Here is a 26,547-nt window from a genome sequence, read left to right as displayed (position 1 = left end):
AATCGTCCTAGTAGACAGGATAACAATGGAATTTCTTTCCCGACCAGGCCAACAATCATAAAACTTAATGATTAGCTCGGTTATCCGCAATCCGGATTAGCCAACCAAATTGCCGTTCGAATTTGCCAAAACAGTACATTTTACGTTAAATAGGCGCACCTACCCATTCAAGATATAACGCTAAGATGCATAAAACGAGACAATTATTGCTGGTGACGATGGTATCGACTTCGCTACTGTCCTGTTCTTCAACCAGCCAGCAGACTCAATCTGTAGTCGAGCAGGTGCGCGAACCGGTCAAAACGATTAAGGCTCCGCAAATGGTATCGCCTTCAGATGGCCAAATCACACTTGAACAAATTATGGCCGACCCAGACTGGTTGGGCAGACAGCCGGAACAAGCATATTGGTCTGACAATAGTGAGGGTATTTATTATCTGCGTAAACGTCAGGGGCAACCCATCGAGGATTTGTGGCATAAATCACTTAACCAGCAGGGAAACGGTGAGCTGGTTCCGTTAACCACTATGCACCAACAAGCCTATGATGCCCGGGTGGTCAGCGCGGATGGCAAACATTCTGCGTGGCAGTTTGAAGGTAACTTATTTATCAAAGATTTGCCCGGTGGTCAGGTTCGCCAACTGAGCAAGGGTAATATTGATGCGCAAAATTTGGCCTTTATGCTCGATGGCCGATTGAGTTATCAATCGGATGACCAAATATTTGCCCTTGATCCCGTCAATGGTTTGGTTGAATTGCTTGCCGCTTGGGAATTTAAAGACAAGCCACAAGCACTGGACAAGCCGGCGGATTATATAGCTGAGCAACAACAGAAGTTGATTCAGGTTATTGCTGACAAACGGGCTGATCGGCAAGCCTACTTCGATTATCAACGCCAACTGCAGCAGCAAAATAGCAGCCTGACCAGCGATCCATTTTATCTGCCTAAGGATCTGGAAACCGTTGAGGCCAGTTTGTCCCCGAATGGAAAATGGTTGTTGCTGGCCGTTGAAGCCGAGCGGCAAGCGGCTGACGAGGGCGATATTATGCCCAGTTATGTCAATGAAGATGGTCGGATTAAAGCGCTACCGGCCCGTCAACGCGTCGCCGATGCCAAGCCACTTAATCATCAGTTATGGTTGCTGGATTTACAGCAGCATAGTGCTAAAGAACTGTCTTATAGCGCCTTGCCCGGTTATAACGAGGATGTGTTAGCCAGTGTAAAACAGGAAAATGCCAAGCGTAAAGGGCAAACCTACCAGATTAACCGGTTGCCCAGAGATATTGCTCTGCTGGCAGACTGGTATTGGGATGGCAGTGCGATTCAATGGCAAGCGTCAGGTAATCAGGTTGCTGTGATGCTCGAAGCGTGGGACAACAAGGATCGTTGGTTGGCGACGGTCGATTTAAATAACAAAACCTTGGTCAGTCAGGAACGTTTGCATGACGACGCCTGGATCAATTATCGTTTTAACAGCTTTGGCTGGCTAAACAACAGTGCAACTTTATATTACCTGTCGGAAAAATCCGGTTACGCTAATTTATATACTCAAGTACCAGGTCAAGAGGCAAAAGCCCTGGTGCAGGGAAACTTTGAAGTCGATAATCTTAGCCTGACCAATGATGACCAGTTTATCTACTATCAGGCCAATACCTCTCATCCGGGTATTTATGAAGTTTATCGGGTGTCGTTACAAACAGGACAAAGCGAGAAACTCACTGATTTAGGTGGCATGACCGAATATCAGTTAAGTCCGGATGAAAGCAAACTGTTGCTTACCCATTCCAAGTTAAGTTTGCCACCTGAACTCTATCTGCAAAATGCTCGTCCCGGCGCCAAAGTTAACCGCCTGACTCATACCGTCAGCGATGCGTTTATGGCACTGCCCTGGACGGTACCGGACATTGTGCCGGTGCCCTCCAGTCATACATCTCAACCTATTTATGCACGGGTGTATTACCCGCAGGACGTCAAACAGGGTCAACCAAAAAAAGCGGTAATGTTTACGCATGGTGCCGGCTATTTGCAAAATTCCCACTTGGGCTGGTCGGGTTATTTCCATGAATTTATGTTTCATAGCCTGTTAGCCCAGCAAGGCTATGTGGTAATGGATATGGATTATCGTGCTTCCCGGGGTTATGGCCGTGACTGGCGCACCGCGATATATCGTCATATGGGTAAGCCGGAAGTAGAAGATATGCGCGACGGAGTTAATTGGCTGGTCGATAATGCTAACGTCGATCGTCAGCGTATTGGTACTTATGGCGGATCTTATGGCGGGTTTATGACCTATATGTCGTTATTTACTCAACCGGATCTGTTTCAGGCTGGTGCTGCCCTCCGACCGGTGTCGGACTGGGCCCATTACAATCATGGCTATACGTCCAACATTCTGAATATGCCGGATGTGGATCCTATCGCCTATGAGCGCAGTTCACCGATCTATTTTGCCGAGGGGTTACAAAAGCCGTTGTTGATCAACGCACCCATGGTCGACAGTAATGTGTTTTTTGTCGATACCGTGCGGCTGGTGCAGCGTTTAATTGAATTACACAAGGATAATTTTGAAACGGCGCTATTCCCGGTGGAGTCTCACGGTTTTGTTCAGCCCAGCTCCTGGCTGGATGAATACAAGCGAATTTATAAGCTGTTTGAACGGGAGTTGTAACCCTGATTGTGATCTGGATATCAAGGATATCCTTGATATCCAGATCTGTTTAACTTTTTACCATTTGCCTGCTATTTAGAAGAGCCAACACCACCCACAATAAGCCGCCGCAGGCACCAAACAAATGCGCGTCGGTGGCGATATTGGCTTCTATCAGCTTGGCCAGCTCGGCATTGGGGCCAACAAATTGCTCGTAGGCTATTTTGATCCAGACCACCAACAGCAACAGCCAACCGGATTTGAGTCTGTGTTGAATATCCTGACAGGCTCCCCAAACCAGCAAACCATGTAATATTCCGGAAAGACCCACGTACCAGCGCAGGTCTTCGGCAAATAAATAAATGCCCGAGGTACAGATAACGCCACAAAAAGTGAACAACGCCAAGTAGTGCAAGGTGCGGTAATATTCACCATGCAGTGCCCACAATAGTAATAACCCGGAGGCGTTGAGCAACAGATGATATAAATTGGTATGCAATAAATTTCCGGTTATTAATCGCCAGTATTGATGTTGTTCAACCAAGACCCGATCATAGCCAAACCATTGATTAGCCACGTTGCCGAAGGCGTATAGGCAGAATGAAATAATTAATATTGCTAACGGGCCGCTGATTTGGCGTCTGTTCAGAGCTAAACTCAATGATTTACTCCATCTAGTCCGGAAATTTTTCAGTTAATACAGTATGATAACTAACAAAATCTAGTTCACCTAGTAGCGATGAGGATCCCATGTCACATATCAAGCTAGTGCAGCACAATCATTGTCTGACAATCAGTATGAATAGAATCGACAGGAAAAACTCACTGACCTTTGCGATGTATCAGCAAATGGCTGATGCGCTTATCGACGCAGAACAAGACAAAAGCATCAGAGCTATCCTCATCAAAGGGGAAGGGGATTGTTTTACTGCCGGCAATGATTTAGCTGACTTTGCTACTGCCAGCGAACATCTGGATATCGGCAAGACAGTCAGTTTTATGCGTGCCCTGATGAACTGCTCAAAACCTGTTGTGGCTCAGGTACATGGCTTAGCCGTCGGTATTGGCACCACTATGTTGTTACATTGTGATTTGGTCTACTGTGCTAAAGAAACGCAGTTTATATTGCCTTTTATCAATCTGGCGTTAGTACCGGAATATGCCGCCAGTTATATTTTGCCGCGTCTGGCCGGTCATCGCAAAGCGGCACAATGGTTGATGCTGGGTGAACCTTTTGACGCTCAGCAGGCAGAATCTTTTGGGCTAGTCAGCCAGGTGTTGGAAAGCGCAGAATTAGACGGACATATCACGCAAGTATTGGACAAACTGGTCAGTAAACCGCATCAGGCCATGCTCCATACCAAAGCGTTGATGAAGTCTGATAAGGATGCAGTAATCATCCATATGGATGAGGAACTGGACGTTTTTCTTCAACAGTTGGAGAGCGAGGCGGCAAAGGAAGCGTTCAGCGCGTTTTTGCAAAAACGCCAGCCCGATCCAACTAAATATAATTGAGCATTTTTGGCATAACGACATGTCGTTGTTGACAATATTAGTCAGAACATCATTCCACAGGTCAAATTTGGTTAGGCAGGAGTCGAATTTCAATGCAGGAAAATAGGATTAAACTGAAGTCGCTATGGCTGTTACTGTTATTGGTTTCAGTTCAGGTAGCTGGACAAATTCAGGCCCAGGATCGTGAACCGGAAGCCAATACCGGTTATCAGGCCAAACAGGCACTGACGGGTAAAGAATACATGATCAGTGTGGCCAATCCTTACGCCGCCTGGATCGGCAAAAAAATACTAAAGCAAGGAGGGAGTGCCATTGACGCCGCCATTGCCATGCAGGCTGCGCTTACTTTGGTGGAACCGCAGTCATCCGGTCTCGGTGGTGGTGCCTTTATGTTGTATTGGGATAAGAAAACCGCCACCTTACACAGTTTTGATGGCCGGGAAACCGCTCCTCGAAAAGTCAACGCCTATCTGTTTACCGACAAGTACGGCAAAGTTGCTCCCTGGCAAGATGCGGTTCAGGGCGGTCGTGCGGTAGGTGTACCTGGCGTGCTTAGAATGCTTGAACTGGTGCATAAAAAGTACGGCAAATTGTCCTGGAGCAGTTTATTTTATGACGCGGCGCAACTGGCCGAGACCGGCTTTCGTGTGTCTCCGCGGCTGGCCAGTTTACTGAGCCAGGAAATCCATCCCGGACTCAAAAAAATGACCCCGGCCAAGTTGTATTTTTATCCGCTGGGTAAGCCGCTCAAAGCAGGTCAGATGCTACTGAATAAATCACTGGCCGAATCCTTGCTGGGTATCGCTAAACAGGGCGCCGACTATTTTTATAAAGGTCCTTTGGCGGAAGCAATCGTTGAAGCGGTACAACAGTCACAAATCAACCCCGGTTCGCTGGAACTTGCTGATTTGGAAAATTATCGGGCGTTGGAACGTCCGCCAGCATGCGGTGATTACAAACAGGTGACTATATGCGGTATGGGGCCTCCTAGTTCCGGTGGTTTAACCGTTTTGCAGATTATGCTGATGCTGGAAGAGCAAAATATGCAGGACTTTGCCCCAAACAGCAAAGAAGCGGTGCACTTGTTTACCCAGGCATCGCGGTTGGCCTACGCCGATCGCGATATGTACATGGCCGATACTGACTTTACCCATTTACCTTTTGCCGCTCTGATCAATCGAAGTTATTTGCATCGCCGGGCTGAGAAAATTAATCCGTTAAAGGATATGGGGTGGGCTAAACCCGGACAACCTTATCCACCTTCTGCATTGGGTCTGGATAATTCCTATGAAATACCTAATACCAGTCACTTCTCTATCGTGGACAAGGAAGGCAACGTCCTGTCGATGACCAGCAGTATCGAAATGGGCTTTGGCTCCGGAGTGATGGTGGGTGGATTCTTGCTGAATAACCAGATGACAGATTTTGCCACTAATCCTAAAAACGGGGAGCATTGGCTGTTAAACCGGATTGAGCCGGGTAAACGCCCGCGCAGTTCAATGGCGCCAACTATAGTGCTTGATAAGCAGGGGCAACCGACATTGTTGATTGGTTCACCTGGTGGTAGCAGTATCATCGATTATGTGGCGCAAAGTTTAATCGCTATTCTGGATTGGGGCATGGATGTACAGCAGGCGATTAACTTGCCTAAGGTGGTCAATCGCAACCGTTACACAGAGCTCGAATCCGGGACTGCGCTGGAAAGTTTGCAGGCACCATTGGAAGCGATGGGACACAAAGTGCGATTAACACATTTGAACAGTGGTCTGCACGGTATCCAGTTGCATTATGGTGTATTGACTGGCGGCGCGGATCCGCGCCGTGAAGGGGTTGTGGTGACCGAGTAGTTCAGGCCCTAATAAAAACCTCCGGCTTCTACCCGATCTACCCGCCATTTACCGTCTTCTTTGATCATGGTAGCGATACGCAATTCTTCAATTTTATCGTCAAAATAGGTGCCACTGAAAAACACCGATATCCTCGAGTTTTTGGAGAACTGGGTACGTAACTTACTGTTGCCGGTGTCTAGCGCAATATTGACTTTATCATAAGACAAGTTAAGTAAATGGCGTTGTACATTACTGATAGCGGCATAGGATTTGACGAGTCTTTTCATGCGTGCCGAAGACAGATAAAGCACCTGATCTATATCCCGTTTGTTATAGACTGCTTCGAAAAAATTCAGTACGGCATCTTCCGGAGTACCGTCAATAGTGGTTTGTTCTTCAATGGCATCAAAACAGCCAGCGAGCAAAAATATTGCACCGAGGATGGTGATAAAGCGGGTCATTCTTTCAATCATGGTAAGGCTAAAACCTGATCTGTTAACGGGTCTTTAGTCTGCGATGATTAGATAATTTTGTAAAGTCGCGGGATGGAAAGGCATAGCATTCCATCCCGACTAAGGATTACTGTTCCAGTTCGGCGTCAGTAAATTGCCCTGCAAATAGTGGGCTGCTGAGATAACGTTCAGCTGAGCTGGGCAATACCACTACGATATTTTTAGCGCTATTTTCCGGTAACTCGGCCAGACGTTTGGCCACTACTACAGCAGCTCCGGACGAAATACCGGCGAGGATGCCTTCCTGTTTCATTAACTGATGGGCCATTTCCATCGCTTCGTCATTAGTGACCTGCTCGACAGAGTCAACCAAATCCAAATCCAGGTTGCCGGGAATGAAACCTGCGCCTATACCCTGGATTTTATGCGGTCCGGGGGTGAGTTCCTGACCGGCTTTAGCTTGGGTGATAACCGGCGAATCAGTCGGCTCGACGGCAACACATTGCACCGCTTTGCCTTGAGTCTTTTTCAGGTAACGGGCGACACCGGTAATGGTGCCACCGGTACCTACACCGGCAACAAAAATATCGACTTTGCCTTCTGTAGCGTTCCAGATTTCCGGACCTGTGGTTTTTTCGTGAATTTCGGGATTTGCCTGATTGTCGAACTGACCCAGCAGTACATATTTATCCGGATCTGAATCGACGATCTCCTGAGCTTTAGCGATGGCACCTTTCATACCTTTTGGGCCTTCAGTCAGCACAATATTGGCCCCCAGTGCTTTTAACAACTTGCGACGTTCAAGACTCATGGTAGAAGGCATGGTCAGTGTAAGTGGATAACCTCTTGATGCAGCAACAAAAGCCAGCGCAATGCCGGTATTGCCACTGGTGGGTTCAACCAATTCTTTGTCTTTGGTTAATACACCACGTTTTTCGGCATCCCAAATCATATTCGCGCCGATCCGGCATTTTACACTGCCGCTCGGATTGCGGGATTCAATTTTGGCAAAAACATTGCCAGAGGTGACGCGGTTCAATTTGACTAATGGTGTATTACCAATAGATAGGGAATTATCTTCGAATACTTGCATGGATTTTCCTTGCTTTTTTTATTGATGACATAAGACCATTGATGAATGCTAAGTATAGGTCTAATTAGTGTTTGTATCTGTCATAATCGGGACCTTGCCCTGATAACCTTCAACGATAAACACGCGTTAATCAAAAACAAACTGCTTTTTCGATATATGATATTGTTTTAACTTACTAAAAATGTAAAGGCATTGAATCTCGAAGACTTGGGGGAAGCCCGGGTTGGTTATCACAGAATAGGAAACTCTTGTATGTCATTTTGCGGAACTCAAAATTATATCGCCAGTGACGAGTTGCAGCTAGCGGTGAACGCAGCCATCGAACTGCAACGTCCTTTATTGATTAAAGGTGAACCGGGAACAGGTAAAACCATGCTGGCCGAAGAACTGGCTAATGCGTTGGATGCCGAGTTGATTCAATGGCACATTAAATCCACCACCAAAGCCCACCAGGGACTGTATGAATATGACGCGGTATCGCGTTTGCGTGATTCGCAACTGGGCGAAGAAAAAGTTCATGACATAAGCAACTATATTGTTAAGGGAAAATTATGGCAGGCGTTTGAAACCGACAAACGGGCAATCTTGCTGATTGACGAGATCGACAAGGCCGATATCGAGTTTCCCAACGATTTATTGCAGGAGCTGGATAAGATGGAGTTTTATGTGTATGAGACCCGTCAAACGGTTAAAGCTGTTCAGCGGCCTATTGTAGTTATCACCTCCAATAATGAAAAAGAGCTGCCGGACGCGTTTTTGCGTCGTTGTTTTTTTCATTACATTCAGTTCCCGGATAAACAGGAAATGGCTGAAATTGTGAATGTGCATTTTCCTGACCTGAAAAAACAGTTACTTAGCCAGGCGCTGGAAAGTTTCTTTAACTTGCGTGATATCCCTGGTCTGAAAAAGAAACCGTCAACTTCGGAATTGCTTGACTGGATTAAGCTATTAGTTGCGCAGGATATCGATCCTGAGGTGCTACGCAGTAAAGATCATAAACACAGTATTCCACCTTTATACGGCGCTCTGCTCAAAAACGAGCAGGATATTCAGTTGTTTGAAAAACTGGCGTTTATGGCACGACGCTAATGCTGGTCGATTTTTTCTTTACCCTGCGCCGCTATCAGGTGGGGTGCACATTAAGAGAACTGCTGGATCTGTTGCAGGCTTTGAAATCGCATCTGGTGTTTGCAGATATGCAGCAGTTCTATTATTTGGCGCGTTTGTGTCTGGTTAAAGACGAAACCCGTTATGATCGTTTTGATCGAGCTTTTGCCGACTATTTTGAAGGAGTTGAATCGATTGACCTGTTTGGCAAAGATATCCCTGAAGAATGGTTGCGCAAGGAGATTGAACGCCAGTTCAGTGACGAGGAAAAGCAGCAAATTAAAGCATTAGGTGGTTTGCAAAAACTCATGGATACCTTGAAGGAACGTCTGGCTGAACAGCAAAAACGACATCAGGGCGGCAATAAATGGGTAGGAACTGGTGGCACTTCGCCTTTTGGCGCACAAGGTTACAATCCGGAAGGTGTCCGCATTGGTCAGGATGGTAATCGCCAGTTTTCAGCCGCTAAAGTGTGGGACAAACGTGAATTTAAAGATCTTGCAGGTGATGTAGAGCTCGGCACGCGCAATCTGAAAATTGCCTTGCGTAAATTGAGACAATTTGCCCGCTCCGGTGCTGAACAGGAACTGGATATGTCTGGCACCATTGAAGCGACAGCCAACAATGCCGGGCTGCTCGATCTTAAAATGCTGCCGGAACGGCACAATACAGTCAAAGTATTGATGTTGTTTGATGTGGGAGGCTCGATGGACGGTTATATCCAGTCCTGCGAACAACTATTTTCTGCGGTGAAAAGCGAGTTTAAACATCTGGAATATTTTTATTTTCATAATTGCGTATACGACAGCGTCTGGCGTGATAATTCACGCAGACGCCAGCAATCATTGCCGGTGTGGGAGCTTATCCATAAATATGGTAAAGACTACAAACTGATTTTGGTCGGTGATGCGACCATGGGCCCCTACGAAATCAGTTACGCCGGTGGCAGTGTTGAGCACTGGAATGAGGAGCCGGGAGCGGTTTGGTTACAACGTTTACTGGATCATTTCGAACATGCTGTGTGGCTGAATCCGCAACCTGCCCAGTACTGGAACTATTACCATTCGATTCAATTGATCGAACAACTCATGCAAAAACGCATGTTTCCCTTAACAGTGGAAGGCATTAGTCAGGCAATCAAGACACTCTAAAAACGTATAACAATAGGAAAGCGATATGCAGGAAACGGATAACTTGGGTGTTAATCAGGTTGATGTAGATTCATCTTTGACCCAAAAAGAGATTCGTGAAATTGTCACGCCTTATGCATTTGGTGTGGCGGATGATTTAATTGGTACCCCTTTGGCCAGCCCCATGCGCCGCGGGATTGCGTTGCTGACAGATTTGATCTTGGTTACCTCGCTAACTTCGTTAAATAGTTTGGTACTGGCTGGGTTATCTGCCTGGGCATTTTGGCGGGCAGGAAATAAACTAAAGCAAAGCCGACGTTTTGGTTTTGCTCGAAAATTACTGCGCTTTGTTGTCGCGTTGATATTGTTTGTAGTGGCGTTGGGGATATTCGATATGCTCCATGAGCAAGTTTCCGGAGAGGATCCCGACAACCAGATGCAAAGTGATGGTGAAAAGGTCTTCAACGCTAATGGTGTGGAGCTGGCAACATTGTCGGTGAAATATATCTTGTCAATCAAAAAGCAGGGCGAGCAGATTGAGCTAGGTGAATGCGCGCCAGCTAAAGCCTGTTGGCAGCCCACGTTGTCTGATATGACGGCGGATTTGGCTCGCTTGAGTATTCCTGCCCAGAAAGCCTATAAGTTGATGGACGAAACCACTCGTCAGCTCCCGGGGGATTTGTCCAAACAGAGCAGGGCAGAGTTGTTGAGCGATATGCGCGAGCAATATCAGCAATTACGGCCGGATGAGTTAAAAAAACAGGATGAAACTTTTGCCATTGCAGCGGCTGCCCGTGATGCAGAGGATGAAAAATCGTCGGATGACGAAGATGAGCCGTCCACCAACCCAGGTATTATTGCCTGGCTAGAAGCCCTTGCGGCTGATTTAGGCATTGGTTTTGGTTGGTCCGCGTTTTATTTCACAGTATTTACAGCCTGGTGGAAAGGACAGACTCCAGGTAAAAAACTGTTGTCGATCAAAGTTATCAGGCTTGATGGTAACAGTTTGAATTTGTGGGAGAGCTTCGGCCGTTACGGTGGTTATGGTGCCGGGCTGGCAACCGGTTTGCTGGGGTTCTTACAGATTTACTGGGATCCGAACCGTCAGGCAATTCAGGATAAAATTTCCGAAACCCTGGTAATCCAAACTAACTTACCCAAACACAAGGGATTTGAACAAAAGGCACCTTAGGTGCCTTTTGTTAATGTTGAACGCTATCGATTAGCTGTGTGTTTGTGCAAGTTGTGCATCGACTGACTTGGAAGAGCCGCCTATTTTTCGCTTAAGCCAGCTAAAAGGCTTGCGCAAATCATCCAGTATCATATACAGGCAGGGCACCAGTACTAAAGTCACGATAGTGGCGTAAAGCACCGCAAAACCGAGCGCTACTGCCATCGGAATAACGAAGCTGGCCTGTAAACTGGACTCAAACATTATTGGCAAAACACCCACAAAAGTAGTAATTGATGTCAGTGTAATGGCTCTGAAACGGGCACAGCCAGCCTCGATGACCGCGTCTTGAATGGCAATCCCGTATTCACGGCGTCGTTGATTGACATAATCAGTCATCACCAGACTGTCATTGATAACCACTCCGGCTGCGGCAATCAGACCAAAGGTTGACATCATGCTCAAATCCATCGAGAACAGGAAATGCCCCCATATTGCACCGGTTAAACTGAAAGGGATAACCGACATAATAATAAGCGGTTGGCCATAGCTTTTGAGCGGTACCGCAAGCAGGATATACACCATAATCATCCCCGCGACGAAAAACATAATCTGCTCGCTCTGTTGAGCTTGTTGTTCTTCTATAGCGCCACCTAACTCGGTTTTAACGCTTGGGAAGGCGGCTTTAAGTTCCGGCAACAGTTTTTCCTTGATGGTTTTTACTACTTCATTCGGCTCTACTGCTTCCTCATCAATTGCACCAAACACGTACACGCTGCGATAGCCCGATTCGCGTCTGATATAACTGATGCCGGGCTTTTCGGTTAATGTCACTACATCTCCCAGCATCACTTCCTTGCCGGAAGGTGTGGTTACCACCGCATACTTGAGCTCTGAAAACTGCTCACGGGTAAGTTTGGGATAACGCACCATCACGCGAACCTCTTCTCCATCGCGGATAACCCGTTGGGCTTCACCGCCATAAAAGCTGGCACCTATCTGGTTGGCAATGGTTGACAGATTCAGACCCAAATCGTAAGCCACTGGCAGCAATGTCATCTGAATTTCCTTGCTGGCGGGATCGATTGTGGAGCTGATGTCGTACAGACCTTTTTGTTGCTGCAACATGGCAATAAACTGGCGTCCGGCCTCGTTTAACGTATCGATATCCGGACCAAATAGCAGATAACCGAGTTCACCATCATCCCCTCCGCCATTGACATCATCCTGAATAGTGAAAGATTTCATTCCCGGGATCACCGGCATGGCCTCACGCCAGCGCCGCGCCAACTCAAAGGTGTTGAACGGACGTAATTCCTCTTCAACCAGTGGAGCCAGAATTTTGGCCTCAGTACGGCCACGGTTAAATGCCAACGTATCGCGAACCATACCTTGGCCATATTCCTGTTTTATCTGTTTCTCGACGTCCAATATTACGTTTTCAATGGTTTTTAACGCATCGATGGTGGCCTGATCAGATACGGTCTCATTCATTTCCAGCGAAATACTGGGAAAGTCATGTGGCACCTTGGGGTTAGGCACCATGCGCACATAGTTGCCCATGATCAGGCCAAAACTTAGCATTAACATGGCGAAAAAGGCGCAGAACACTACCCAGCGCCATTCGGTGCACAAGGTGATGAAGTTTTTATAGGGACCATTAACAAAGGCAAAAAAACGTTTGTTAAAGCGGGTACGCCAGTGGTTATCTTTTACTGGCTTGAAATGGGTATGCGCCAAATGGGCCGGCAAGATCAGTTTTGACTCAATTAATGAGAAGGTCAGGCAGAGTATAACGACAATGGCGATATTGTAAAAAAATGCACCATCGGGTCCGCTGGTTAACGTAAATGGAGCAAATACCGCTATGGTGGTTAATACGCCGAAAGTCGCGGGTGTTGCCACTTTCTTGGCACCACGCACCACATTTTCGACACCACCGCCTTTTTCTTCTATTTCGGTATAGGCGCTTTCGCCGATCACTATGGCATCATCCACTACTATCCCCAGCACCATAATAAAGGCGAACAGGGATAGAATATTAATACTGACACCGAATACCGGCATCATCATCACGGCTCCGAGAAAACACACCGGTAATCCGACCATTACCCACAATGCCAGCCTGAATCGCAGAAACAGTGACAACATAATAGCGACCAGAATAGCTCCTTCTATCAGGTTGGTTATCATCATGTCCAGACGTGCATTCAAGTAATAGGTCATATCGACCAGTACTTTCAGTTGTGCACCTTTTGGCAAGGTCTGATTGCGATGGGCTATATAATCTTTGACGGACTGGGCAACAGGTACCATATTCTGATCTTTAGTCGCCTTCACTGCCATGTAGATGGCATTTTGACCGGAATATTTGAAGTAGCGCTCCCCTTCGGTAAATTCATCCTTGATTACGGCAATGTCCTGTAGCTCAACTTTGGCGCCGTTACTGCCTATTTTGACCGGAATATGCCTAAATTCTTCACCACTATAGGACTGGTTTTCTATCCGTACCGATATGACACCAGAATCAGTGCGCAGCTGTCCGGCAGAAAAGTTGGCCGAATATTGTCTAATCGCCTGACTGACATCGTTCAAAGTAAGATTATATTTGCGCAGCACATCCGGCTGGATCTCGATAGCAATCTCATCTTCGGGGGCGCTGAGCTGAACCAGAGATACATTGCCTAGCTGTAACAGTTCGTCTTCAACCTGTTTGGCAATAGGTTTGAGTTCAGTCAGTGGAATGTCGCCCACCACTGACATTTCAATCACGTCCTGTTGAAATTCGGCCTGCGAAACCGTGACCGGCTCCATATCAGCCGGGAAAGTGGCAATACTGTCGACCCGTTGCTTGACCTTATCCAGTACTTCCTGCAGGTCCTGATCAGGGGATATTTCCAGACTGATCCGCCCACTATTGCGAAATGCCCGCGAGACACTTTGTTTTATTTCGGTAACATCTTTTAATGCTTCCTCTATTTTGATCAATATTCCTTCTTCGATTTCCTGTGGTGAGGCGCCACGGTAAGTGGCATTAATATTGATGTAATTGATTTCAATATTAGGAAACATCTGCCGCTGAATAGTGAAATAGCTGATCACCCCCATAATGATGATAAAAAACATCAATAAATTGGAGGCCACCGAATTATTGGCAAAATAGGCGATTAAACCTGTCTGTTTGCTCTGGTTAGATGACATATCAATTCCTAATCAGCTTGTTGTGCGACGAGGGAAGCGGTGTCTACAGAGGTGGATTTAGCAATTTCTGCATTACCGGCAACTTTAACTTTCATCCCGTCTTGCGGATATTCCGGCAAGGTGAGCACCAGTTTGTCGTCATCCTGCAAGCCTTCACCAATCAGGAAAAAGGCACCATCTTCGCGTAATACATTGACTTGGCGGGATTCAAGTTGCTGCTCACTATTTACCAGCCATACAGTACGGTTACTGACTAAATCCTGGGATAAGCGGTAAATGTGCTGCAGATTTTTCCCGGCAAAATTGACTTCGACGTAGCTACCGAATTTAAGTTGGGGGGCATCAGTTTGCAGGCTGTAGGGATCGGCGATACGCACCACTAACTGGGCCATGCGCGTTGACTTGTCAATCACGCCTAAATCTCGGCTAATCATAGCACTGCGGCTATATTGACGAGGGCTTTTGGTCGAAACAGTGGCAGCCTGACCGGTTAGCTTCTCGGGTAAAAAAGCACTGTCAAATCCGGCCACCGGAAAAGTCACTTCGGCATATTCAATATTATAAATCTCGGCAACCTGGGAGCCTTTATTGACAAATTGGCCAACACCCAAAGAACGGCTGATAACCAATGCATCGTAAGGCGCAGTGATTTCGCAGTTATCCAGATCGCGTTGAGCAATTTTCAAGCTTGCCTGTGCCGATTTAACTTTAGCCTTAGCGCTAAGTACCTGAGGTTTGCGCAAATATAGATCAGTAATGCTGCTGGCCGGCATGTTTTTGGTTTCTTCCCGCGCGACATCAGCTCTAGCCTGTTCTTCAATTAGTTGTGCCTGCGCCAAGCTAAGATCCGATTCGGCTTGCAGTAATGCTGCTTCATATTGATCTTTCTCTATGCTGAATAAAATATCCCCCCGGCGTATCAAACCACCTGCTACAAAGTTGGGGTGCCAACTGATGACTTCACCGGCAACCTGGGCGGACAGTAGCGTACTTTCCAGCGGCTTAACTTCACCAAAACCGCTGATTTGTACCTGATAATCCCGTGCCAACGCCGATTCGACTTTTACTGTCGGACGCAGATCCTGAGGTTCTTTTTGTTTTTCTTGCTGTGCTGAGGCGTTGATCGCCAACATCCCCAAAGCTCCGGCACCCAATACCACTATCGGTAGCGCAATTTTTATCCATGTTTTGTTCATATTTAGATACTCTAACCCTGCTAGTCTCGCTTGCCATATATTAAGCAATTTAACTTGTGTCATATATGTCCAATTGTAAAAAGATGTGAGAGCGCCCTGTGACTATTGACGACAAGTGAATGGCGATACTGTTGATTTAAGTATTAATTGCCATACCTACGTACCATTTTGACCTCTGTAAAGCCGGTTGGTGTTTTTTTAAACTGTTTTCCGTCAAGACAATTTAACTTTATAAACATTTTTAACGAGGCACTATCATGAAAAAATTATTAACTATCGCTGCATTATCTACTGTCCTGGTTGCTCCAGTGAGCTTTGCCGACGTGAATGAAGACCTGCAAAATATTTGTACCATTGTGAAAAACAATGACAAAGGCGAGCTGCGTAAAAAAATGCGTTCGGTCCAGAACGACTACAACTTGCGTTTAGGTGATTTCTACACAGGTGTATCTTGTGGTGGTAACAGCCTTATCCGTTATTCCATGCAGAACAATGCGACGGATGTGGGCACCTATATGATTAAGAAAATGTCCAAGAAAGATTTGTCTCAGGCAGAAGCGGACGGTGTTGCCATCCAGCAGTGGGCCGAGACTAACGGTTATATCGAAACTGAAATCGGTAAAGAGTTACTTGACCGTTTGAACTAAACCTAATGAACGATTAGTAAAAGGCCTGCGGGCCTTTTTTATGCCTGCCCTTAAAAAATAGTAAATACTTGCTAACGAGCTTATCCTATCTGGAATTGATATGTTTCATAGTGGTTACAAAATCTAACAGAAACCTCTGTGATCTTTTTCTTCAATATGCTTAGAATTGCGCCAATTTTTACGTATCTAGTTTGTTAGTCAAGGAAGTTTTATGAATACACGTCTGATCCGTTCAGCGTTGCCGATTGTTATTATTGTCGGCGCCATAGTCATTATGATGGCTCTTGTCATGTCTAAAAAAGCCCCGGAAAAAAAGCAGGAACAGGAAAAAGCCTTTCTGGTCGATGTGATCCCGGTGGAGATGCGTAATCTGGACTATGTGGTGGAATCACAAGGTACTGTGTTACCTAAAGTACAAACTGTACTGAGCGCTCAGGTGAGTGGCAAAGTAGTTAAGGTCGCAGAGGCGTTTATCGAAGGCGGCATGTTCCACAAGGGGGATGTGCTGGTTCAGCTCGAACAGGCTGATTACATGACCGACCTCAAAGCAGCCGAAGCTGAACTGGCAAGAGCGACAGCATTGCTGGAGGAAGAAGAAGCGCGCGGCAAAGTCGCGGAAGAAGACTGGCGTACAGTTAAAAATGCGCGTCCTACTGCTTTGGGATTACGCAAACCGCAATTGGCCCAGGAAAAAGCTAATGTTCGTGCGGCAGAAGCTAATCTGGAAAGAGCAAAGCGCAATCTTGAGCGATCGACCATTCGCGCTCCCTATGACGGTTTAGTCAAGAGCAAGAATGCTGATATTGGCCAGTTTATAGGCACTGGTAGCCAGCTTGGGGTGATTTATGGCACCGATGTGGCTGAAATACGTATGCCGCTAAGTGATAGTGACTTGGCGTATCTGGAGTTGCCCGAGCAACAAGATGGCGGACAAAAGCCCAAAGTTGATCTTGCAGCCAAAGTCGCCGGTAAAGAATATCATTGGCAGGGTAAATTAGCTCGCAGTGAAGGTGTAGTGGATCAGAGCAGTCGGGTGATCTATGCGGTAGCCGAAGTGACTGATCCTTACGCTCGCCATACCAGCGCCCAGCATATGCCACTCAAATTTGGCCGTTTTGTGCAAACCCGGATTGCCGGCGTCCATGCGGATAATATGGTGGTGGTCCCTCGCCATGTGTTGCGGGTTGATGGCACCGTTTTGCTGGTGGATGATGAGCGAAAACTGAATATCCGTGAAGTGCAGGTCCAGCGCACCGACGAGAATTCTGCGTATATCAGCGCAGGCTTGGCAGCGGGTGAATTGGTAGCAACTTCTGCTGTTCCTCATCCGGTTGAAGGCATGCCGGTGAGACTGCAAGGTGAGAAAGATCGGCATATGCAGGCAGATGAAGCTGAACAGCAAACAGAAATTGCCCGCTCGGGAGATCACTAATGAGTCAAATTGACACTCATAAAGGGCTGATTGCCTGGTTTGCCCGCAATAGTGTGGCCGCCAACCTGTTGATGTGGATCCTGATTCTGGGTGGGTTAATGAGCGCTTTTACAATTAAAAAGCAGATTTTTCCCAATTTTGAATTTAATAATGTGGTGGTGAGGGTGCCTTACCTTGGAGCTGCCCCGCAAGAGGTCGAAGAAGGTGTACTGGTTAAAATAGAAGAAGCAGTGCGTAATCTTGAAGGAATTAAAAAACTGACGGCTACCGCCAGTGAGGGAATGGGCTCGATTAATATCGAAGTCGAAGATGATTACGATCCGCAAGTGTTGCTGGATGAAGTTAAGGTCCAGGTTGATGCTATTCCCAGTTTTCCGGAAAATATTGAAAAACCGGTTATTTACCGACAAAAGCAGGTACAGACGGTGGTCTGGGTGGCGTTATATGGTGAAACATCCGAGCGCAACTTAAAAGAGCTGGCTAAAGAAATACGCGACGAGATTGCCAATTTACCCGACGTGACTAACGTGCAGGTAGTGGGGGATCGGAATTATGAAATGTCGATTGAGATATCTGAACACCGGATGCAAGAGTATGGCTTGACCTTTCAGCAACTGGTGAATGCGATACGTAATTCGTCGATTGATATGCCGGGTGGCTCAATCCGTTCCGAAGATGGCGATATCTTGTTGCGGGCCAAAGGTCAGGCGTACAACGGCAACGATTTTGCTAATATTGTGCTGTTGACCAATCCGGATGGCACCCGCTTGAAACTCGGTGACATTGCTAAAATCGACGACGGTTTTGTTGAAGATCGCCAATATGCCTTGTTCGATAAAAAGCGTGCGGTGAATGTGCAGGTTAATTCTGTTGGTGATCAGAATGCGTTAAAAATTTCAGAGCAAGTGAACCAGTATCTTAAAACCAAGAAAGATCAGCTACCAGCAGGTATTTATGCCGATTCCTGGGGAGACAGTTCATTTTATCTGGCCGATCGTTTGAACATGATGTTAAGCAACATGGCTTTCGGTACCTTGCTGGTGTTTATGGTGTTATCCATGTTCCTTAAACTGCGTTTGGCGTTCTGGGTAATAGTTGGCTTGCCGGTGTGTTTTCTGGGTACCATGCTGTTGATGCCAACCGAATATTTCGCCTTATCGATCAATATGATCAGTTTATTCGGTTTTATTCTGGTGCTGGGGATAGTGGTGGACGATGCCATTATTATGGGAGAGTCCGCCTGCACTGAAATAGATCATAAAGGTCACAGTGCCGAAAGCGTGATCGCCGGAGTTAAAAAGGTGGCGATGCCGGCCACCTTTGGTGTGTTGACCACGGTTGCTGCCTTTACGCCTATGTTGATGGTGCCGGGCACCTTTGGTGTGGTGTGGAAAACTATCGCCTGGGTGGTGATTTTATGTCTGATTTTCTCGTTGATTGAATCTAAACTGATCCTGCCGGCACATTTAATTCATATGAAAGATGAGCCCTACGACCCGTCCAAGGCCAACCGTCTGCAACGCATGCGGGATTTTTTCAGCGAAGGGATTAAAACCTTTATTCAGAAAAAATATGTGCCGTTTCTGACCAAGGCAGTGGCCAACCGGTATACCACTTTAGCCAGTTTTACCGCAGCGATAATCGTTACTGTCGGGCTATTTATGGGTGGCCAGGTCAGGTTTGTTTTCTTTCCCAATATTCCCAGTGATTTTATGATGGCTACCGTTGAAATGGAGCCCGGATCTTCTATTGCCCAGCGGGATCAGGCCATTGATATGTTGCTCAATTCCTTATACGAGATGAATGACAAGGTTAGCGAAGAAACCGGTGAAGGAGTCATCGCGCATTCCATGGCATTTGATCAGGGCACAACCGGTGGTCAGGTGTTTGTGGAACTGTCCAAAGGCGAAACCCGCGATATTGATGCGTTCGAGATCCAGAATCGTTGGCGCGACGCGATGCCGGAAATTGCCGGTATAAAGTCGGTGGATGTCGGTTCGCCCGGCGGTGGCCCAGGTGGTGGTGCTGATCTGACCTTCCAGTTTAGTGGTGCAAATTTGGGTGAGTTACGCGCGGCAACCGATGAATTAAAAGCGCATCTGCGCACCTTCAGTGGTGTGGCGGATGTGAATGATACCTTCTCTGGTGGCAGCGACGAAATTCGTTTGAAAATCAAGCCTCAAGCCGAAGTGCTGGGATTAAATCTGGACTCGTTGGCTCGCCAGGTACGTTACGGCTTTTACGGCGCAGAAGCGCAGCGTATCCAGCGCGGTGATGAGGAAGTCAAGGTAATGGTGCGTTATCCCAAGGATGAGCGCAATTCCATTGGTAATCTGGAGAATATGCGCATTCGCACCAGCAGTGGTGATGAAATTCCATTCTCGGAAGTGGCCGAAATTGAAATGGGCCAGGGCTATGGCTCGATTATCCGTCAGGACGGGATGCGCTCGTTAACCATATCGGCCAAAGTCGACAAGGCCCGTCTGGAGCCGGATAAAGTGTTGAGTGAGGTCACCAAAGACTTTATCCCGGATCTGATGGCCCGCTATCCCTCTGTGACTTTTGGTCTGGAAGGCGCGTCCAAGGAACAGGGCGAGGCAATGGTGAGCCTGCTAGAAGGTTTGTTATTCGCCATGTTTGCGATTTATGCCTTGATGGCAATCCCGTTAAAATCTTACGCACAACCTTTGATTATTATGTCGGTGATCCCTTTTGGTATTGTTGGCGCAATCGTTGGTCACCTGTTATTAGGCCACGCCGTAAGTGTATTGTCGCTATGTGGAATCATCGCGTTAACCGGCGTGGTGGTAAATGACAGCCTGATTATGGTGGATTTTGTTAACCGCGCCAGACAGGAAGGATACTCCCTGCTTGAATCGGTATTGCAGGCCGGTGGGCAGCGTTTTCGTCCTATTATACTCACCTCGTTAACCACCTTTTTGGGCTTGCTGCCCATCGTGCTGGAGCGCAGCTTACAGGCGCAGATTGTTATCCCGATGGCGATTTCACTGGCATTCGGTATCCTGTTTGCTACGGTGATTACACTGGTACTGGTACCGGCGTTGTATCTGGTGCTGGATGATATGAAATCGGTATTCAGACGCAACAAAACATCGTCTGTACATCATGCTGAAATGAGGGACGCCAGAACCGATCCTTAATCTGACGTTTTAATATGCTTACAAAAATGCCGCACTGAGTGCGGCATTTTTTTGTCTGAGCCTGATTATATTTGTGCGTTACTGCCTGAAGTCGATATCTGCCTGAGCGGCAAAATAAGTAAACAGCGTATAGATGGCGGTATTTTTCTTTAATGCCTGCTGGTCTACTTTATCCAACGTATCATTTTCGGTGTGATGATAATCGAAGTAGTCCGAACCGTCAGGATCAAAATTAATTGCCGGCATACCCGCCTTGCCCAATGCGCTCATATCGGATTGACCTTTGGCATCATTGCTTTGATCCAGCGCAACACCCATAGGCGCCAAAATAGTAGCCAGTTCCCTGATGCTGTTTAGTGCTGAAGGTCCCACCCCCGGCGTGAGTTTGTATATACTGCCATTGCCAAAGTCCCATTCTGCACCGATAGCATGTTGATCCATATCACCCTTATGTTTTTCAACATAAGCTCTGGCACCGTATAAGCCAATTTCTTCAGCGGCAAACAGAATAACCCTGACCGAACGTTTGGGACGTTGTGGCAACTGACTCAGATGATGCACGGTGGATAACATAATACCCACACCGATCCCGTCATCGATGGCACCAGTACCTACATCCCAGCTATCCAGATGGGCTCCCAGCGTGACAAATTCGTTAGGACTCTCACTACCGGTCAACTGACCAATAACGTTATATGATTTGACCTGCGCCTTGTCGTTTGGTTTGGCACTTAATGTCAAGGCAAATTCCACCGGCTTGCCCCTTTTGAGTTGATTCACCAGTAAATCCGCATCCGGATTGGACAATGCGATAGCCGGAATTTTTTTTATGTCATCCTGATAACGCATGCCGCCAGTATGGGCAATGCGATTGGTGTCGGTGCCAACAGAACGCATGACAAAAGCCAGTGCACCTTTTTGTGCCGCAACAGCCGCACCTGTGGCGCGGGCGCCTACGGCCTGGCCATAACCATGACCGTCAATATGACGCTCCATACGATAGGACACAAAAGCAATTTTACCTTCCAGACTGCCGTCCTTGGCCGCCTTGAGTGCTTCAAGATCATCAAACTGGACAATTTCTGCCTTGAGCTCTTTTCCTGCTGTACCCACACTGCCGCCTAGTGCCAGCGCTACAACAGGATGGGGATAAGGGTTGACAATTCTGGCTTCAAGATCGCCGCGTTGCCATAATTTGGTGGCAACAGGCTCGACCCAGACTTTGTCAAATCCCAGCGATTTCATCTTGGCTACCGCCCAATCTACTGATTGCTTTTCGGCGGCGGTACCAACCATTCTGGCACCGACTTCGGTGGTCAGCGATTCAATAATTTGGTAACTAAGATCCGATGACAGGACGGTGGTTTTAAGTTGTTCCAGGTGGTTTTCGTCCGCCGCTGTTATAGTAGCGGCAGAGACACTGGCAGAGCACAGCAGGGCAGCGCCAAGTATCAGTCGGGTTGGGCGTATGGCCCGCATTAGTAACATAGGGAGTCCTTATTGGTCGGAATTGTTTTAGCTAATTGTCTTGCCAATAGTAACAAGTTATCAATAACTTATACCATCAGTAGAGAGATAATATTTGTCATGACTAACAGGCGAAAGATTGTTAAAAAAGTTAAAAATATTTTTATTTTCTACCTAATTGGGCGATGATAACTTGGTTTAATGGAGCTGGATTTATTTGATTCTCTTATTGAAAGGCGAAGAACATCAGTACACAAGATAAAGTTATACAGCGACGCATAGATATGGATTTACTTGACCGTTCTTTGGCCGGTATTTTTATCTACGCTATTTTGCTTCCAGCAGTGTTTTGGCCTTTTGATTTTTACAGTCTTCAGCCGCAACTCAGTCTCTATTTTGCTGGCGGCATGTTGTTCATCAGCTTGTTGCGTTTGTTGCACAGGACGTTTTCCCGCCGTTTATACGATTTTTCTGTAACACTCTGGATGAGTATTTTCGCTGCCTTGTCCTTATCCCATGCGGCGATCCTCAGTACCATTTTTACCCTGGCGATTTATGATCCGCGGTTTAACGCCATTATTCACGTGACCTTGTTGGTGATGGGCGGTATCGCCAGTGGTGCTTTGATGGCACTATCCCCGCGGATTAATCTGGCGTTGGCAAATCTGGCGGTATTAATGGTGCCCTCTATTCTTGCCGGTGTACTGGTTGAAGGAAAGTTGCCGTATGCCAGTATGTTGCTGATTTATTCCGGTTATCTGGTGGTATTGGGGATCCGCACCCACAGGGAATATATTCGCTCCTTCAATATTGAAGCCCAGTTGGACGCACAGAAAAGAGCGTTGGAACAGTTAAATAAAATTGATTCTCTGACACATATCTACAATCGGGGCTACTTCAATACCAACTACGAACAGCATTGGCATAACAGTGTCAGGAATAATCTGGAATTGTCGTTGTTAATGATCGATGTCGATCATTTTAAAAGTATCAACGACACCTACGGGCATTTATACGGTGACGCCTGCCTGATTCATATCGCCACCATTATCGATTCCGCGGTAAAACGGCAGACTGATTTGGTCGCCCGTTTTGGGGGAGAGGAATTTGCGGTGTTGCTTAGCAGCACCGGTATTCATGAAGCCGCCAATATTGCTGAACGCATCAGGGCAGAGGTAGAAAGTCATCCGTTTAGCCTGGATAACAAAACCTTGAATGTGACAGTCAGTATCGGACTTGCCAGTACCTTACCTACGGTGGGCGTCAATCCAAACAGCCTGATTGAGGCGGCAGACAAGGCCTTGTATCAGGCTAAATCCTCAGGACGTAATTGTATTCGTACCGACTGAAATGTCAGGCAGTGTTGACAGCGTTAAAGTGTAACAATTGCTGTATTCGAGCCTGATAAAGTTGTCCATCCCAATCGAATTGATACACTCAGGGCCAAAATGAACACCGCGCAAACCTGTCTGTGCTGTTCATCCCGTTAGTAGCTGTGTTTTCAGGGGGACTGTTAATCGTTAGCCAACCCCATACTCGCTATAAATGCACTACACCGAGCTTGTATCAGTACTTACTCGGCAAAGCCCTTATTCGCAAACAACGAATCGGGACGTTCGATAATATTTCTGTGCCGCGCAATAGTCGTTCACAGAGTTTAGGGATCTTTTTATGATAAAACGTTTAATTACTCATCTACCTTTATTGCTGGTAGGTACTTTGCTTTATTCAATGAGTGTTGCTGCCCAAACTGATTACCGTTTACCAGCCAATATCAAACCACAATTTCAACAAGTTACCTTAACGGTGGATCCGGATAAGCTGGATTATTCAGGTAATACCACCATCGATATCAATATCACCAGTGCGACAGATAAAATTGGCTTTTACCAAATTGACTTGTCTATTGATGACGTTCAGTTGGTACAAGGAGACAAACGTGTTCCATTGTCTGTCACCCAGGGTGACTACAATATGAACTGGGCTCAAAACGGTAAGCAGATCGCAGCCGGTAAGTATCAACTAGCCATTAAATTCCACGGTAAGGTTAATACCAGTTCCGATGGTATGTATCTGGCACAGTTCGAAGACAGAAATTATATTTTCACCCAGTTTGAAGACATGCATGCCAGACGGGCTTTTCCGTCTTTTGATGAGCCAAGTTTTAAAATTCCGTTCCAGTTAACTATCAACAGTCCGGAAAAACACACGGTATTGTCCAATACCCAGGTAGCCAAACGCACGGTTAAAGACGGATGGCAAAGCGTAGAATTTAACAAAACCAAGCCGATGCCAAGTTATATCGTCGCCTATGCAATTGGCGAGTTTGATTCTGCCCCAATCGAGGGTTTGTCAGTGCCCGGCCATATCTACACGGCCAAAGGACAGGCGGGCAAAACTAAATTTATTGCCAAGCACACTGCCGAGATCATTCAGGCGCTGGAATCCTATTTCGGCATGCCTTATCCATTTGAAAAAATTGATTTTCTGGCCGTGCCCAATTTTACTCACGGGGCAATGGAAAATGCCGGACTGATTACTTATCGTTCCAGTTATCTGTTATTGGATGACGAACCCAGCCTCACCGATAAAGCCGGACCTTTAAGTGTGGTAGCACATGAGCTGGCGCATATGTGGTACGGCAATCTGGTGACCATGGCCTGGTGGGATGATTTATGGCTGAATGAGGCCTTTGCTTCCTGGATGGCCGGTAAGGTAATGGTCAAACTCTATCCTGAGCTTAATAGCAAAAATGATTTGGTGCAGGAAGGGGCATTCCCGGCTGATGCCAGCCCGACCACTCGCCCGATCAAAAAAGAAGTTCGCAGTGCGGCGGATGTGATGGATGGTCTGGGCCTGAATTACAGCAAAGGCGAATCCATTTTGTTGATGATTGAATCATTGATTGGAGAGCAGCAATTCCAGAAGGGCATCCAGAAATATATCAAGGAACGTAGCTGGAAGAATGCCGAAGCCAATGACTTGTGGCACGCCTTAGGTAGCGTCAGCGATATTGACTTGCCTGCGATGATGAAAACCTATATCGAGCAGCCAGGTTACGCGCTGCTCAGCTTTGATGATAATGGTAAAGTCACCCAGCAGCGTTATTTACTCGGTGATGAGGGCAATAAAAATCAGGTATGGCAAATTCCGTTATCGATCAAGTACAAGCAAAATGATGAGGTAAAACACACCACCTTTACCCTGAGTGATCAGCAGGATGTCATCAGCAAAATCAGTGAGGCACAATGGATCTTTCCGGATAGCGGTGCGCTGGGCTATTTCCGCTGGAAAACCTCTGTCAAGCAACTGGATGCCTTGTTAAAAGATGTGGACGTGCTGAGTGGCAAAGAAAAGAAAAGTCTGGTGTATAACAGCAGCGCCTTGTTTGCGGCCAAGCAGATTTCATTGACTGAATACTTTAAAGCGCTGTCGGTATTGGCCAAAGATGATGACCCTATGGTGGTCAATGCGGTTTTCAGCTCAATTAACAGTCTGGAATATCTGGTAGATGATTCCAACCGCAACCTGTATGCCAATTATATTGAAAAAATGGCGATGCCCTGGTTTAGTAAACTCGGTACCACGGAACATGAAGGCGAAACCGACGATCTGATTAAACTGCGTTACACCATTTTAGGTTTGCTAACCCGTTATACTGATAATCAACAAGTGCTGGATATCAGCACCAAACTGACCAAAAACTATCTGGCCGATCCGCATTCGGTACCTAACAGTATTGCCAGTCGGGCAATGATCATGGTGGCAAGGCATGGTGATGCCAGCTGGTATAAAAAGTTTGAGCAAGCCTATATTGCCCATATTGATGCGCGAGTACGCAGTACTATTAGTCGCGGTTTTCATTTTGAACAGGACGAGCTGCTGTTGAGTTATCTGGATTTCTCTTTGCAATCTTACGTGACACCCGCCAATGTGATTGCCAGCCTTTATCGTGCGGCAGATGTTCAGGCTAATAAAGATGTTTTCTATCAATGGATGGATAAACACTTTGATGAATTAACCCAAAAAATGCCTGCTTACCATATTGCCCGCTTACCCGAATACACCGCGACTACCTGCAATCAACATGACATCGAAGCAGCCGAAGCTTTTTATAAAGATCGGATGACGCAATTTGACGGTATGGCCAGAAGCTACGAGGTAGGTATGCAACGTTCTAAGCAATGTGTTGAATTAAAACAAACCAATCAAGCAGCATTTAACCAGTTTCTAAAACAGCAGTAAAAATAACAGGTGAATGTAAAAAAACAGCGGCTAGTCCGCTGTTTTTTTTATCTCCCGGAATGGAGTGTACCCCAAAGCTGTCGGGTACAGGCATGGGGTATATGCCGTTCAACAGCTTCCAATTAATCGACAAATGTAAATCCTGCAGTGACAGATGGCGGGAATTGAGTGATCGACAGATTTTGTTACGTTTATACATGCTTGCTTACCATAGAGTTTTTCCAAAAAAACGATTCTGTGCTTATGCTAGGTT

At 46.6% G+C, this 26,547-nt stretch carries 17 protein-coding genes; 11 read left to right on the top strand and 6 right to left on the bottom strand.

Going from position 1 to position 26,547, the window contains the following annotated elements:
• The first annotated feature begins 185 nt into the window (after positions 1-185).
• Positions 186-2,669 (top strand): prolyl oligopeptidase family serine peptidase, encoded by a 2,484-nt coding sequence (locus tag V1467_RS13820; protein WP_416305562.1) that lies wholly within the window; start codon positions 186-188, stop codon positions 2,667-2,669.
• A gap of 49 nt (positions 2,670-2,718) precedes the next feature.
• Here the strand turns inward: V1467_RS13820 and rrtA are convergent, their stop codons facing one another.
• Positions 2,719-3,309, bottom strand: a complete 591-nt coding sequence (rrtA, locus tag V1467_RS13815; RefSeq protein ID WP_416305561.1) for a rhombosortase — start codon at positions 3,307-3,309, stop codon at positions 2,719-2,721.
• An 89-nt stretch (positions 3,310-3,398) separates the two neighbouring features.
• Between rrtA and V1467_RS13810 the strand changes: the two genes are divergently transcribed.
• Positions 3,399-4,163 carry an enoyl-CoA hydratase gene (locus V1467_RS13810; protein WP_416305560.1) on the top strand — a complete coding sequence of 255 codons (765 nt, stop codon included), beginning with the start codon at positions 3,399-3,401 and terminating at the stop codon, positions 4,161-4,163.
• Between the two features lie 92 nt (positions 4,164-4,255).
• Positions 4,256-6,010, top strand: coding sequence for a gamma-glutamyltransferase (ggt, locus tag V1467_RS13805; protein ID WP_416305559.1), 1,755 nt, complete (start codon positions 4,256-4,258; stop codon positions 6,008-6,010).
• An 8-nt stretch (positions 6,011-6,018) separates the two neighbouring features.
• On the opposite strand, the gene V1467_RS13800 is transcribed toward ggt, so the two are convergent.
• Together V1467_RS13800 and cysK are read right to left on the bottom strand one after the other, a co-directional pair.
• Positions 6,019-6,465, bottom strand: coding sequence for a hypothetical protein (locus tag V1467_RS13800; RefSeq protein WP_416305558.1), 447 nt, complete (start codon positions 6,463-6,465; stop codon positions 6,019-6,021).
• Between the two features lie 106 nt (positions 6,466-6,571).
• Positions 6,572-7,537 (bottom strand): cysteine synthase A, encoded by a 966-nt coding sequence (gene cysK, locus V1467_RS13795; RefSeq protein ID WP_416305557.1) that lies wholly within the window; start codon positions 7,535-7,537, stop codon positions 6,572-6,574.
• Between the two features lie 252 nt (positions 7,538-7,789).
• Between cysK and V1467_RS13790 the strand changes: the two genes are divergently transcribed.
• Genes V1467_RS13790 through V1467_RS13780 form a run of 3 tightly spaced genes read left to right on the top strand, consistent with a single transcriptional unit; the run spans position 7,790 to position 10,966 of the window.
• On the top strand, positions 7,790-8,626 hold the full coding sequence (locus V1467_RS13790) for an AAA family ATPase (protein WP_416305556.1): 837 nt from the start codon (positions 7,790-7,792) through the stop codon (positions 8,624-8,626).
• A complete protein-coding gene (locus V1467_RS13785; protein ID WP_416305555.1) occupies positions 8,626-9,795 on the top strand; it encodes a vWA domain-containing protein in 1,170 nt (389 codons plus the stop codon). The genes V1467_RS13790 and V1467_RS13785 overlap by 1 nt, the downstream gene beginning before the upstream one ends.
• Before the next feature lie 25 nt (positions 9,796-9,820).
• Positions 9,821-10,966, top strand: a complete 1,146-nt coding sequence (locus tag V1467_RS13780; RefSeq protein WP_416305554.1) for an RDD family protein — start codon at positions 9,821-9,823, stop codon at positions 10,964-10,966.
• A gap of 30 nt (positions 10,967-10,996) precedes the next feature.
• Here the strand turns inward: V1467_RS13780 and V1467_RS13775 are convergent, their stop codons facing one another.
• Together V1467_RS13775 and V1467_RS13770 are read right to left on the bottom strand one after the other, a co-directional pair.
• Entirely contained in the window at positions 10,997-14,146 is a 3,150-nt protein-coding gene (locus tag V1467_RS13775) for an efflux RND transporter permease subunit (protein ID WP_416305553.1), read from the bottom strand.
• Positions 14,147-14,154: 8 nt separating this feature from the next.
• The gene (locus V1467_RS13770) at positions 14,155-15,342 is read right to left on the bottom strand and encodes an efflux RND transporter periplasmic adaptor subunit (RefSeq protein WP_416305552.1); all 1,188 of its coding nucleotides are present in this window, start codon (positions 15,340-15,342) and stop codon (positions 14,155-14,157) included.
• Positions 15,343-15,599: 257 nt separating this feature from the next.
• On the opposite strand from V1467_RS13770, the gene V1467_RS13765 reads away from it, so the two are divergent.
• The 3 genes from V1467_RS13765 to V1467_RS13755 all read left to right on the top strand — a co-directional run bounded on the left by V1467_RS13765 (position 15,600) and on the right by V1467_RS13755 (position 20,582).
• Complete coding sequence (locus V1467_RS13765; protein WP_416305551.1) at positions 15,600-15,989, top strand: DUF3718 domain-containing protein; 390 nt, start codon at positions 15,600-15,602, stop codon at positions 15,987-15,989.
• 211 nt (positions 15,990-16,200) lie between these two features.
• On the top strand, positions 16,201-17,421 hold the full coding sequence (locus V1467_RS13760) for an efflux RND transporter periplasmic adaptor subunit (protein ID WP_416305550.1): 1,221 nt from the start codon (positions 16,201-16,203) through the stop codon (positions 17,419-17,421).
• Positions 17,421-20,582, top strand: a complete 3,162-nt coding sequence (locus V1467_RS13755) for an efflux RND transporter permease subunit (RefSeq protein ID WP_416305549.1) — start codon at positions 17,421-17,423, stop codon at positions 20,580-20,582. Before V1467_RS13760 ends, V1467_RS13755 begins: the two co-directional genes overlap by 1 nt.
• Before the next feature lie 78 nt (positions 20,583-20,660).
• Here the strand turns inward: V1467_RS13755 and V1467_RS13750 are convergent, their stop codons facing one another.
• The gene (locus tag V1467_RS13750) at positions 20,661-22,070 is read right to left on the bottom strand and encodes a M20/M25/M40 family metallo-hydrolase (RefSeq protein WP_416305548.1); all 1,410 of its coding nucleotides are present in this window, start codon (positions 22,068-22,070) and stop codon (positions 20,661-20,663) included.
• 263 nt (positions 22,071-22,333) lie between these two features.
• On the opposite strand from V1467_RS13750, the gene V1467_RS13745 reads away from it, so the two are divergent.
• Complete coding sequence (locus V1467_RS13745) at positions 22,334-23,398, top strand: GGDEF domain-containing protein (RefSeq protein WP_416305547.1); 1,065 nt, start codon at positions 22,334-22,336, stop codon at positions 23,396-23,398.
• Positions 23,399-23,720: 322 nt separating this feature from the next.
• A complete protein-coding gene (locus V1467_RS13740; protein WP_416305546.1) occupies positions 23,721-26,294 on the top strand; it encodes a M1 family metallopeptidase in 2,574 nt (857 codons plus the stop codon).
• The last annotated feature ends 253 nt before the right edge of the window (positions 26,295-26,547 follow it).

This window comes from Neptunicella plasticusilytica (assembly GCF_047922965.1).
GTDB classification, from domain to species: domain Bacteria; phylum Pseudomonadota; class Gammaproteobacteria; order Enterobacterales; family Alteromonadaceae; genus Neptunicella; species Neptunicella plasticusilytica.
The sequence above is the reverse complement of the archived record's forward strand: the minus strand, read 5'-3'. Positions and strand labels throughout refer to the sequence as shown.